We start from the raw sequence: 11,861 nt of genomic DNA on the forward strand, positions 1-11,861 counted from the left end.
ATTCCTTATATTGGAGTGGAGGGGAAATGCAAACAGAGTATAGCAAAAGCAGTATGCCTCGGGTAGGCGCAAAGGCAAATCTGCGGTAAGATAGCCAAGATTTGATATTTGCTTTTCAGACGGCCTTTGCTGATGCATTAAGGCCGTCTGAAAATCGTTTAACCCACATAGAAAACATTATGAAAACCGCAGAACTCCGCCAAAAATTCTTAAAATTCTTTGAAACCAAAGGCCACCAGATTGTGGCTTCTTCCTCGCTGGTGCCGCACGACGACCCCACGCTTTTGTTTACCAACGCCGGTATGAACCAATTTAAAGACGTGTTTCTCGGCTTCGACAAACGCGCCTACAACCGCGCCACCACCGCGCAAAAATGCGTGCGCGCCGGCGGCAAGCACAACGATTTGGAAAACGTGGGCTACACCGCCCGCCACCACACCTTTTTTGAAATGATGGGCAATTTCAGCTTCGGCGATTATTTCAAACGCGATGCCATTCATTTTGCGTGGGAATTTCTTACTTCGCCCGAATGGCTGAACATTCCCAAAGAAAAACTGCTGGCCACTGTGTATGCCGAAGACGACGAAGCCTACAATATTTGGCTCAACGAAATCGGCATGCCGGCTGAAAAAATCATCCGCATCGGCGACAACAAAGGCGCCAAATATGCCTCGGATAATTTCTGGCAAATGGGCGACACCGGCCCCTGCGGCCCTTGCTCGGAAATTTTCTACGACCACGGCGACCATATCTGGGGCGGCCCGCCGGGCAGCGCCGAAGAAGACGGCGACCGCTTTATCGAAATCTGGAACTGCGTGTTTATGCAGTTTAACCGCGACGAAAGCGGCACCATGAACCCGCTGCCCAAGCCTTCGGTGGATACCGGCATGGGCTTGGAGCGCATGGCCGCCGTGATGCAGCATGTGCACGCCAACTATGAAATCGATCTTTTCCAAAACCTGCTCAAAGCCGCCGCGCGCGAAACCGGTGTGGCATTCAGCATGGACGAGCCGAGCCTGAAAGTGATTGCCGACCACATCCGCGCCTGCTCGTTTCTGATTGCCGACGGCGTGATGCCCAGCAACGAAGGCCGCGGCTATGTGTTGCGCCGCATCATCCGCCGCGCCGTGCGCCACGGCTACAAGCTCGGCCAAAAAGGCGCGTTTTTCTACAAACTCGTGCCCGATTTGGTGGCCGAAATGGGCGGCGCTTATCCCGAATTGAAAGAAAAGCAAACGCAAATCATGGAAGCCTTGCGCGGCGAAGAAACCCGCTTTGGTGAAACTTTGGAAAAAGGCATGGTGTTGTTCAGCCAGGTTTGGCGCGGCATGCAGTTTTTAAAGCTGGAAAGCCTGCTGCCGGCCGACGGCATCGGCGAGCCGCTGCTGCTGAGCACGGCCGACGGCGTGGAATTCTCAGTGGCTTCGCGCCACAATGCCGACCAAAAATTGGTGGTGGTGCGCAAGCATATCGAGGGCGCAATTAACGAGAGCCTCAATCTGAATATCGCCGACGTGATCGAGCAAAAAGCCGCCACCGAAGAAAACCGGCCGTTTGCCGAAGCCCTTGAGCGCTATTTAAACGACAACATTGCCAACAGCAAAATGATTATTTCGGGCGAGCATGTGTTTAAGCTCTACGACACCTACGGCTTTCCCTACGACCTCACCGCCGATATGGCGCGCGAATTGGGTATCGAGCTCGACAGCGAAGGCTTCGAGCGCGAAATGGAAGCCCAACGCGCCCGCGCCCGCGCCGCGCAAAACTTCAAAGCCGACACCCAATTGGCTTATGAAGGCGGCGACACCGAATTCAAAGGCTATAGCGAGCGCCAAACCGAAGCCAAAATTGTCGCCCTTTATAAAGACAGCGAACCGGTGGCAAGCTTGGCAGAAGGCGATAGCGGCGCAGTGGTGATTGATTTCACCCCGTTTTATGCCGAAAGCGGCGGCCAGGTGGGCGATGTGGGCTATATTTTTGCCGGCGAAAACCGCTTTGAAGTGCGCGACACCCAAAAAATCAAAGCCGCCGTTACCGGCCAATTCGGCGTGCTCGTGTCAGGCCGTCTGAACGTGGGCGATGCCGTGAGCGCTAAAATCGACAACGACATCCGCGCCGCCAATATGCGCAACCACAGCGCCACCCACTTGATGCACCGCGCCTTGCGCGAAGTGTTGGGCGAGCATGTGGAGCAGAAAGGCTCGCTTGTGAGCGCAGAGCTCACCCGCTTCGACATTTCCCACCCGCAAGCCGTGAGCGCCGAAGAAATCGCCGAAGTGGAGCGCCGCGTAAACGAAGCCATTTTGGCCAACGTGGCGGTGGAAGCCGATGTGATGAGCATGGAAGCCGCGCAACAAGCCGGCGCCATGATGCTGTTTGGCGAAAAATACGGCGACGAAGTGCGCGTGCTGAAAATGGGTGATTTTTCCACCGAATTGTGCGGCGGCACCCACGTGGCGCGCACCGGCGACATCGGCCTCTTCAAAATCATCAGCGAAGGCGGCATTGCCGCCGGCATCCGCCGCATCGAAGCCATCACCGGCCTAAACGCGCTGCAATGGGCGCAAAACCAAGAGCGCTTGGTGCGCGACATCATCGGCGAAGTGAAAGCACAAACCGAAAAAGACGTGCTCGCCAAAATCCAAGCCAATGCGGCTCAAACGAAAACGTTGGAAAAAGCCTTGTCGCAAGCCAAAAGCGAATTGGCCGTGCACGCCGCCGCCAAACTTTTCGACAACGCGCAAGATTTGGGCACAGCCAAACTGGTGGTTGCCCAAATCGACGCCGAAGCCGCCGCCCTGCGCGACATCGTCACCGACCTCACCGGCAAATCCGACCAAGCCGTGGTGCTGCTCGCCGCCGTGAACGAAGGCAAAGTATCCCTCTGCGCCGGCGTGTCCAAACCGCTCACCGGCAAAGTGAAAGCCGGCGACTTGGTGAAATTCGTGGCCGAACAAATCGGCGGCAAAGGCGGCGGCCGGCCGGACTTGGCGCAAGCCGGCGGCAGCGATGCGGAGAAATTGCCGGAAGTGTTGAACGGGGTGAAAGATTGGGTCGGCGGCAAGCTGGCTTGAATTTGAAGTGAGATAGGCCGTCTGAAAGGTTTCAGACGGCCTAAATTATCGAAATTTATAGATTTGGCAATTAAACATTGAAACTTAAATCATAAAAATTTAAAATTTTCAATTATTTAACTTTTAAGGTTCTCAATATTTAATTGCCGTATCAATAGCCCGCGTAGGTACGATTAGCCGCCGGCAGCGGCGTAATCGTACGCATGAAACAAGCAAGCCGTCTGAAGATTGATTTTCAGACGGCTTGCTTTGATAGAACTTTCAATTGTGTTTGCTGCGGCAGCTGCATTCGTACGATTACGGCTTGCAGCCTAATCGTACCTACGCAGCCGCGTAACGAGGGCTTTGCCCGTGAAACAGCCCGCGTAGGTACGATTAGCCGCCGGCAGCGGCGTAATCGTACGCATGAAACAAGCAAGCCGTCTGAAGATTGATTTTCAGACGGCTTGCTTTGATCGACTTCCAACTGTGTTCGCTGCGGCAGCTGCATTCGTACGATTACGGCTTACAGCCTAATCGTACCTACGGTGGGTTGCCGGTTGTGTGCTTCGCATCCGAATCCGCCGGCTTTTGCATGCTATGTCATGATGATTTATTTAAGCGGGCATGACTTCCGTTTTATATTTTGTGCAACACACTATAAAAACAGCCCTTTTAAACCGAAATCCCGGTTCAAAAGGGCTGTTTATCTTTTCAGACGGCTTGGCGCCATCTTCACACGAATTACATATTTTCAGTAAAGGTGCGGGTGATCACGTCGCGTTGTTGCTCGGGGGTGAGCGAGTTGAAGCGCACGGCGTAGCCGGACACGCGGATGGTGAGCTGCGGGTATTTTTCCGGGTTGGCGATGGCTTCTTCCAAGGTTTCGCGGGTCATCACGTTTACATTCAGGTGTTGGCCGCCTTCCACTTGCGGACGGTTGCTGAAATCAACCGGAATTTCGCGGTAAGACACTTCGCCCAGCTGCGGCAGCGGCAGCACGGTGTCGGCTTCGAAATCGTTGCTGTTGGCGCACAGGCAGCGCACTTCTTGGGCTTCGTCATCCAAGAGCCAGAATGAGTTGAGCAGGGCCGGGTTTTGCGATTGGGTGATTTGGATGCCTTTGATCATGTAACTTCCTTTCGTTTATGTGCGATTAAAAATAGATTATGTGAATTGTATACCCTGCACCTGAAAAGAAATTGACTTGAATCAAATTACAAAATCCTACACGCTGCTATAAAAGAGCGCTTTGGCTTTTGGCTAAGCTTTTGAATCTTTAAAAGCTCTTGTTAAGCAGGCCGTTTCCCGCCGCTGCTTTTGTGCAAAGCGGTTTGCTGTGTTTGATGCGGCGGTGCAGCATGCTGCGAAAGCACTATTTCGCAATGTATGAAATTATGTTACAAAGCATGCCTCTTAAAACGAATATAAATGCATTATATGGATACCTCTTTGATTTTGCAGATTATTGTGCTTTTGGGCGCAATTTTTCTCGGCGTGCGCTTGGGCGGCATGGCCATCGGCTACACCGGCGGCTTGGGCGTGGCGGTGTTGGCGCTGGGCTTGGGGCTGGCGCCCGGGCATATTCCGCACGATGTGATTTTGATCATTATGGCGGTGATTGCAGCGATTGCGGCTTTGCAGCTGGCCGGCGGCCTCGATTATCTGGTGCGCATGGCGGAAAATATTTTGCGCAGAAACCCGAAAAACATCAATTTCTTAGCGCCCACGGTTACTTATTTTCTCACCATTTTAGCGGGCACCGGCCACACGGCTTATTCGATGATGCCGGTGATTGTGGAGGTGGCCAAAAGTGAAAACATCAAGCCCAGCGCGCCTTTGAGCATTGCGGTGGTGGCTTCGCAAATCGCCATCACCGCCTCGCCCGTGAGCGCGGCGGTGGTGTTTATGAGCGGCATACTCGAGCCTTTGGGCGTGAGCTATCCTAGGCTTTTGCTGATTTGGTTGGCCACGACTTATGCGGCCTGCATGCTGGTGGCTTTGCTGATTAATCTTTTTTTCAAGCTGGATTTGTCGCAAGACCCGGTTTACCGGCAGCGCTTGGCTGCGGGCTTGGTGCTGCCACCTGAGCGCGGTGCGCGGGCGGCGCTGCCCAAGGGCGCGCGTTTGTCGGTGTGGATTTTCCTGCTCGGCGTGGTGGCGGTGGTGCTTTATGCCTGCGCGATTTCACCGGCCATCGGCTTGGTGGAAAACCCGGTGCTGCCGCGCGATGGTGCGATTGTGAGCTTTATGATGATTATTGCCACGCTGATTGTGATTTTTTGCAGGCTCGACACCGGCAAGCTTTTGGAAACCAGCACCTTCAAATCGGGCATGGCCGCCTGCGTGTGCGTGCTCGGCGTGGCGTGGCTGGGCGACACTTTTGTGAATGCGCATTTGGATGCGGTGAAAGAAACCGCCGCCGCGCTGGTGAGCAATTATCCGTGGCTTTTGGCGGTGGCGCTTTTCTTTGCCAGCATGCTGCTTTATTCGCAAGCGGCCACGGCCAAGGCGATTATGCCGGCGGTGGTGCTGGCGCTGGGCATCACGCCGGCGAATAATGGGCAGGTGTATATTTTGGTGGCGAGCTTTGCGGCGGTGTCGGCGCTGTTTGTGCTGCCCACTTATCCCACGCTGCTGGGCGCGGTGCAGATGGACGACACCGGCAGCACGCGCATCGGCCGCTTTGTGTTCAACCATTCGTTTTTGCTGCCGGGCGTGCTGGCAATTGTGTTTGCCGTGGCGTTGGGCTTTTTGGTGGCACCTTTGGTGTTGTGAACCATGATGCATCACAAACAGGCCGTCTGAAAGCCTTCAGACGGCCTGTTTGTTTGGTATAACTTGTTTACGCCGCTTTGCCGCGTTTGCCGAAATAGATAAAGCCGATAATGCCCAGCACCACCATCGGCAGGCTCAGCCATTGCCCCATCGACAAGCCCCAAGTGAGCAGGCCGAGGTAATCGTCGGGCTGGCGCGCAAATTCGGCGATAAAGCGGAAAAAGCCGTAGCCCGCCAAAAACACCATCGCCACTTGGCCGGTGGGGCGTGGTTTTTTCGAGAAAAGCCACACAATCACAAACAGCGCCACGCCCTCCAGTGCAAATTGGTAAAGCTGCGACGGGTGGCGCGGCAGCATGCCGTATTGGGTGAGCCAGGCCGCCCATTGCGGGTTGTGGGCGGCGGCGGTTAAATCTTCATAGCGCGCCTGCGGAAAGCCCATCGCCCAAAAAGCATTGATGTCGGTGACGCGGCCCCACAATTCGCCGTTGATAAAATTGCCGATGCGCCCTGAAGCCAGCCCCAAAGGCACGAGCGGTGCCACAAAGTCGGCTACTTTCCAAAAGCCGATGTGGTGCTTGCGGCCAAACAGCCACATCGCCACCAGCACGCCCAAAAAGCCGCCGTGAAACGACATGCCGCCTTCCCACACTTTGAGAATATCCAGCGGATGGGCGAGATAATCGGAAAATTTGTAAAACAACACATAGCCCAAGCGCCCGCCCAAAATCACGCCGATCACGCCCCAAGTGAGGAAATCGTCGAGCATTTCTTTGGTAAACACCGTGTTGCCTTCTGCAATGCGGCGCCGGCCGAGCCAGATAAACAGCACAAAGCCGATAATATAGCTGAGCGCATACCAGCGGATGGCCAAGGGGCCGATGCTGAGCAATATCGGGTCAAACTGCGGATGTATCATCATGATGCGTGGCCTTGAAATTTTTCAAGCGGCCATTATAGCCCAAAGCGCTGCTGTGGCGCGGCGCTTGAAAGGTAAGGAAAGGCTAAAGACACAATATCCCACAGGCCGTCTGAAACTTTTCAGACGGCCTGTGGGATAACTTTGTGCACATAATTGCGCGATTTCAACGCCAATCTGCTTTGCGGCGGCTGCAGCCATAGAACGGCCTATATTTTAAAGAGGCTCAGAGCAACTCATGCCGATAAAATTCACTCGCCGGAGCTATTCAGAGCCCCTTAAAAATCCCCACATCAAAAATAATTGAGCGGTGATTGCTTGCCGCAAACCAAAGCATAAGCCGTCTGAACGCGCATAAAGCATAATCAGACATTTTGTCGGCTTCTTAATCGTTAACAATTGGTATAAAATAGCCGCACAAGGTTTTATCCACATAAGGCCGTCTGAAACGCTTTCAGACGGCCTGCTGAAATTAAGTCAATCAGAACCAGAATCAAGGAAACCACCATGCCAGCCTACCGTTCCAAAACCTCCACCCACGGCCGCAATATGGCCGGCGCGCGCGCGCTGTGGCGCGCCACCGGCGTAACCGACGAAGATTTCGGCAAGCCGATTATCGCCATTGCCAACTCGTTTACCCAATTCGTGCCCGGCCATGTGCATCTGCACAATATGGGGCAGCTGGTGGCGCGCGAAATCGAAAAAGCCGGCGGCCTGGCCAAAGAATTCAACACCATCGCGGTGGACGACGGCATCGCCATGGGCCACGGCGGCATGCTTTATTCGCTGCCCAGCCGCGATTTGATTGCCGATTCGGTGGAATATATGGTCAACGCGCATTGCGCCGATGCGCTGGTGTGCATTTCCAATTGCGACAAAATCACCCCCGGCATGCTGATGGCCGCGCTGCGCCTGAATATCCCCACCGTGTTTGTATCCGGCGGGCCGATGGAAGCGGGCAAGGTAATCGGCGTGGCCAATATTGTGGACGGGCGCAAGCTCGATTTGGTGGATGCCATGGTGGATGCGGCCGACGACAGCATCAGCGATGAAGAAGTGGCTGCGGTGGAGCGCAGCGCCTGCCCCACTTGCGGCTCTTGCTCGGGCATGTTCACCGCCAATTCGATGAACTGCCTCACCGAAGCCTTGGGCTTGTCGCTGCCGGGCAACGGCTCGCTTTTGGCCACCCATGCAGGCCGCAAAGAATTGTTTCTCGAAGCCGGCCGCCTGATTGTGGATATCACCAAACGCTATTATGAAGAAGACGATGAGCGCGTGTTGCCGCGCAATATCGCCACCAAAGCCGCGTTTGAAAACGCCATGAGCCTCGATGTGGCCATGGGCGGCTCCACCAACACCGTGCTGCACCTTTTGGCCGCCGCCAACGAAGCCGAAGTGGATTTCAAAATGGCCGACATCGACCGCATCAGCCGCCGCGTGCCGTGTTTGTGCAAAGTGGCGCCGGCCACGCAGAAATACCATATGGAAGACGTGCACCGCGCCGGCGGCGTGATGAGCATTTTGGCCGAGCTTGCCCGCGCCGGCAAACTGCACACCGATGTGCCCACCGTGCACGAACATACTCTGCAAGCCGCGCTGGATAAATGGGACATCACCAACCCGGCCAATGAAGCGGCGCACACACGCTACAAAGCCGCGCCCGGCGGCGTGCGCACCACCGAAGCCTTTTCGCAAAACCGCCAATGGCCGAGCCTGGATCTCGACCGTGAAAACGGCTGCATCCGCAGCCAGGCGCACGCGTATTCGCAAGACGGCGGCCTGGCGGTGTTGTTCGGCAACATCGCCGAGCGCGGCTGCGTGGTGAAGACCGCCGGCGTGGACGACAGCATTCTCACCTTTAAAGGCCGAGCGCGCGTGTTTGAAAGCCAAGATGATGCCGTGGCGGCGATTCTCGACAATCAAATCGAGGCCGGCGATATTGTGATTATCCGCTACGAAGGCCCCAAAGGCGGCCCCGGCATGCAAGAAATGCTTTATCCCACGAGCTATTTAAAATCCAAAGGCTTGGGCAAAGCATGCGCCTTGCTCACCGACGGGCGCTTTTCCGGCGGCACATCGGGCTTGAGCATCGGCCACGTTTCGCCCGAAGCGGCCGAGGGCGGCGCAATCGGCTTGGTGGAAGAGGGCGATGCGGTAGAAATCGACATCCCCAAACGCAGCATCCACTTGGCCGTGCCGTTTGACGTGCTCGAACAGCGCCGCGAAGCAATGGAAGCGCGCGGTGCAGCCGCTTGGAAGCCGCAAAATCGCGAGCGCCAAGTGTCGGCCGCTTTGCGCGCCTATGCCGCCATGACCACCAGCGCCGACACCGGCGCCGTGCGCGATGTGTCGCAAGTTGAGCGCAAAAGCTGAGCCAGCCTGAATTTGCATTGATGGCTGTAAAAGTCTGAGGCCGTCTGAAAAAATTTCAGACGGCCTCAGGCTTTTACAAAATTCATTTTATTATTAAACAACTTATACCAATTCAAAAAAATAACCTTACAAAATAAAAGCAGTTCGGCAGCATCATCCGCGTAGGTCGGATTCTTGAATCCGACATTTGGCCAACGGCCAAAGCGATGTGCGTGCCTTGTTCTGCGAACAAGTGTCGGATTCGAGAATCCGACCTACAGGCTGAAATGTTTTCAGACGGCCTCAGGCTTTTGTGCAGTCCTTGTTTGAATGGCGGCAATAGGATGCAGAGCGCATGCTAAAATGGCGTGAAGCCGCGCCGATAGCAATCCCGCTGTTCAAGCACGGAAATTATACTCATTCAAAAAAGTAAGCTAACAAGGCGGAAGCCTGCGACAGTACAGATAGTACGGCAAGGCGAGACAACGAAGTTAGGTTATTTTTTTGGATTGGTATTATGCGCAAAAAAGGTGGCAATTGCCCCCATTTATGTTGGTGTGGGTGTGCAATAGATGTGGATAAGCCGCGTGATGTGTTGATTGCACAGACAAAAATAAATTTGCTTAAAATATAGGCAAAAGGCCGTCTGAAAATCTGAGCGGCAAGCCGGCGTTTATCCGCATTTGCACGGCAAAAAGCTGTGGGCGGCTTGTGGATAAGGCGGGCTGAGGATTGAAATAATTGCGAAAAATCGAGCTGCTTAAAATTTAATCAATTTAGCGCGGAAAATTCAAAGGGCTTGAGTTTCAAGCCTTGCCCACAGCTTTTGTTTGCTATCTTGTGCAAGATATGTGGATAAGCTGGGCAAGCCATTGTGATGATAACGAAAAATATTGTTGCCTAAAATTTAAGCAATAACCGAATCGGTATCTGCCGGAGAAGAATATGACGATTTTATCTGCCCAAGCGCGCACGGAAGCGGCGCGGCTGCGCTTGCGAAAAAGCCGCCGCTTGGCCACGGGGCTGCTCTTTTTGGCTGCGGTGCTGTTTGTGGTGGCGGCCATGAATGTGCGCCAATATCCGGCGCTGGGCTATGTGAAAGCCTTTGCCGAAGCGGCGATGGTGGGCGCGCTGGCCGATTGGTTTGCCGTTACCGCCTTGTTCCGCCGCCCTTTGGGCCTGCCGATTCCACATACCGCCATTTTGCCGCGCAACCAACACCGTATCGCCGATGAGTTGGGGCGCTTTATTGAAAACAATTTTTTGCAGGGCCGCCCGATTGCGTTGCGCGTGTATCAGGCTGCGCCGAGTGAAAAATTGTTGGCCTGGCTGGCCGCGCCGGCCAACCGCGCGCGTTGGCTGCCGTGGCTGGCCTCGCAGCTGCCGGCGCTTTTGAATGTGGCCAAGCCCGAGCAGGTGGCGCGTTTCGGCAGCATGATGCTGGCCGAGCAATACAGCGGCGACAAAATCGGCAAAACCCTGGCCGATGCGCTCGCGCTGCTGAAATCGCAAGGCTTGCACCAAACGCTCTTGCGCGCTTTGATGAAGCAAACGCGCCGCTGGCTGCGCGATCCGCAAACACGCGCTTTGTTGGAGCAAAATCTGCACGAATGGGCGGCGCGCATTGAAAGCGAAGCGCCCAGCGCCTGGGAAAAAATCAAAGCTTCGCTCAAAGGCTCGCTGGTAGACAGGGTGGATGGTTGGGTGGCCGCCAAAGCGCTCGATTGGGCCGATGATTATCTGGCCGCGGCCTTGGCAGACCCTGAGCACCGTTTGCGCAAAAATGTGGATGAACAAATCGACCGCATCAGCGAAGCCTTGCGCCATTCGCGCCTGTGGCACAAGCGGCTCGAAGCGGGCAAGCGCCAGCTTGCGCATTCCAGCGCGGTGCAGCAAAGCCTGGCGCGGATGTGGCAGAGCCTACAAACGTGGACGGCGGCCGATGTGCAGCAAGCGGATTCGCTCTGGCTCGTGCAGCTCAATAAGTTGTTGGATCATATGCTGGCGCAGGCGGCGCAATACCCGCAATTTATGCGCCGCGCGGATGTGCGTTTGTCGTTGATGGTGCGCGATGGCGTGATGCGCTATAAAGAGCAGGCGGCGCAATTTGTGTCCGATAAGGTGAAAGGCTGGGACAGCCGCGAAATGGTGGAAAAACTCGAATTGAGCGTGGGCCGCGATTTGCAGTTTATCCGCATCAACGGCACGCTGGTGGGCGGCTTGGTGGGGCTGGTGATTTACAGCGTGTCGCAATGGCTGTTTTGATTGCGCAAAAATAAACAAACCATCATTTAATAATACCCATTCAAAAAAGTAAGCTGACAAGGCGGCCCGAAGACAGTACACACATATGGCAAGGCGAGCCAACGCAGTGGGGTTATTTTTTGAATGGGTCTGGCAACTGAAGCTGCGCTTTAACTAGGCTCCTGCCTGCGCAGGAGCGACAGAACGGGCGTTTTGCAAAGGTTTCGGCATTTTTGTGTTATAGTGGAATGCAAGAAAAAGTGATACAAAACCACGCACTATCACGGAGTAGGTTGGGTTGATAAACCCAACGTTTCAGACGGCCCGTGGGCTTGTTGGGTTTTCAACCCAACCTACCCGTCGTGTCACTTTTTTATGCATTCCACTATATGCATACGATTACGCTTTGTTTTGACAAAGCTATAGATGCGGCAATTAATTATTGAATATTCACATCCTCTTACCCGCAGCAGAAACCTGTTCCCTCTCCCGTGGGAGAGGGCTAGGGAGAGGGC

General features: G+C 54.8%; 6 protein-coding genes. 4 read left to right on the plus strand and 2 right to left on the minus strand.

The annotated features are described in order from the left end of the window. Positions 1–179 precede the first annotated feature (179 nt). Positions 180–3,074 carry an alanine--tRNA ligase gene (gene alaS / locus EV680_RS03115; protein WP_132953113.1) on the plus strand — a complete coding sequence of 965 codons (2,895 nt, stop codon included), beginning with the start codon at positions 180–182 and terminating at the stop codon, positions 3,072–3,074. Between the two features lie 723 nt (positions 3,075–3,797). On the opposite strand, the gene grcA is transcribed toward alaS, so the two are convergent. Beyond that, positions 3,798–4,184: an autonomous glycyl radical cofactor GrcA gene (gene grcA, locus EV680_RS03120; RefSeq protein ID WP_132953115.1), complete on the minus strand. Its 387-nt coding sequence runs from the start codon at positions 4,182–4,184 to the stop codon at positions 3,798–3,800. A 309-nt stretch (positions 4,185–4,493) separates the two neighbouring features. On the opposite strand from grcA, the gene EV680_RS03125 reads away from it, so the two are divergent. Next, positions 4,494–5,831: an anaerobic C4-dicarboxylate transporter gene (locus EV680_RS03125; protein WP_132953117.1), complete on the plus strand. Its 1,338-nt coding sequence runs from the start codon at positions 4,494–4,496 to the stop codon at positions 5,829–5,831. Positions 5,832–5,898: 67 nt separating this feature from the next. On the opposite strand, the gene lgt is transcribed toward EV680_RS03125, so the two are convergent. Then, positions 5,899–6,753, minus strand: coding sequence for a prolipoprotein diacylglyceryl transferase (gene lgt, locus EV680_RS03130; protein WP_132953119.1), 855 nt, complete (start codon positions 6,751–6,753; stop codon positions 5,899–5,901). Between the two features lie 504 nt (positions 6,754–7,257). Here lgt and ilvD point away from each other — a divergent pair. Next, on the plus strand, positions 7,258–9,123 hold the full coding sequence (ilvD, locus tag EV680_RS03135; RefSeq protein ID WP_132953121.1) for a dihydroxy-acid dehydratase: 1,866 nt from the start codon (positions 7,258–7,260) through the stop codon (positions 9,121–9,123). Positions 9,124–10,047: 924 nt separating this feature from the next. Continuing rightward, positions 10,048–11,367 carry a DUF445 domain-containing protein gene (locus tag EV680_RS03140; protein WP_132953123.1) on the plus strand — a complete coding sequence of 440 codons (1,320 nt, stop codon included), beginning with the start codon at positions 10,048–10,050 and terminating at the stop codon, positions 11,365–11,367. Positions 11,368–11,861: the final 494 nt, after the last annotated feature.

The sequence above is a fragment of the Uruburuella suis genome (assembly GCF_004341385.1).
GTDB lineage: Bacteria > Pseudomonadota > Gammaproteobacteria > Burkholderiales > Neisseriaceae > Neisseria > Neisseria suis.